Annotated in this window: 3 protein-coding genes; all 3 read right to left on the reverse strand. The window is 42.2% G+C overall.

Annotated elements, in window-relative coordinates:
• Positions 1 to 16: 16 nt before the first annotated feature.
• Genes WMO65_RS26335 through WMO65_RS26345 form a run of 3 tightly spaced genes read right to left on the reverse strand, consistent with a single transcriptional unit; the run spans position 17 to position 664 of the window.
• Positions 17 to 229: a hypothetical protein gene (locus WMO65_RS26335; RefSeq protein ID WP_148393779.1), complete on the reverse strand. Its 213-nt coding sequence runs from the start codon at positions 227 to 229 to the stop codon at positions 17 to 19.
• Positions 226 to 387 (reverse strand): hypothetical protein, encoded by a 162-nt coding sequence (locus WMO65_RS26340; protein ID WP_227212202.1) that lies wholly within the window; start codon positions 385 to 387, stop codon positions 226 to 228. Before WMO65_RS26340 ends, WMO65_RS26335 begins: the two co-directional genes overlap by 4 nt.
• A complete protein-coding gene (locus tag WMO65_RS26345) occupies positions 371 to 664 on the reverse strand; it encodes a DUF7577 domain-containing protein (protein ID WP_033144112.1) in 294 nt (97 codons plus the stop codon). The genes WMO65_RS26340 and WMO65_RS26345 overlap by 17 nt, the downstream gene beginning before the upstream one ends.
• Positions 665 to 842 lie beyond the last annotated feature (178 nt).

Genomic DNA, 842 nt, shown 5'->3' on the forward strand with positions numbered 1-842 from the left:
TATTTTAATATTGCTTTCATGGCATCACCTCTTGGTAAACCTCAAATGTTTCGACCCTCTCTACAATTCTCCTTCCCTTGCAACTGGGGTTTAAGGCCAGTCCAGTGTATATGTTCCGGGCGTTGCTGAACGGCAGCCACCCTGCAAATAGAGTCCATTCTTCATTGCCACTCCGTTTCCAAAATACCCCATAGCTAATTTTGTCATCCAATGCTTTCTGATTGTTCATGGCTCTTCCTTCTCCACTATGTATTCAAGGTCTTCTCCTATCCTGTTGCACATGACCACTTTCCATCCATTTTTTAGTAACTCTGACAGATATTTCATTTTCTCTTCATCATACCAGTATCCTTTTCTGGTTGGTGCGGTTCTAACAACTTTCTGCATGGTTTTCCTCCCAATCTAATCTTTGTCCGCAATTCGGGCAGTATTTATAATCGTCATAGTCAACCTCATATTCTTCTCCGCAATTCGGGCAAACCCATGTATCATATATCATATTTCCTTTGCGGTCATATCCGTCGCCCTCATAATCTGGTTTTTTCGGCGTCTGCTTATTCAGTGCGATAATCGCCAGTCTAAATGTATCCACCAAGCGATCATCACTATTGTCCAGATGTTTTGTCAGATTTCTTATGTTTTGCAATGCCTCTTTTTCATTCATGGTTATGCCTCCTTAATAGCCTTTTCCGCGTCTTCCCGTTTCATGAAAACATCGTATCCAAAATCATTAACTCCGTACCCCTCACTGCAACCTGAGCCGATTTCCCGCTCTATGTAAATACAAACACCATCCGGGAGGACTGATATTTCTGTTACTCGGCCTTCCGTTATTTCATTCT

This window comes from Blautia caccae, from assembly GCF_040095955.1.
In the GTDB taxonomy this organism is placed as follows: domain Bacteria; phylum Bacillota; class Clostridia; order Lachnospirales; family Lachnospiraceae; genus Blautia; species Blautia celeris.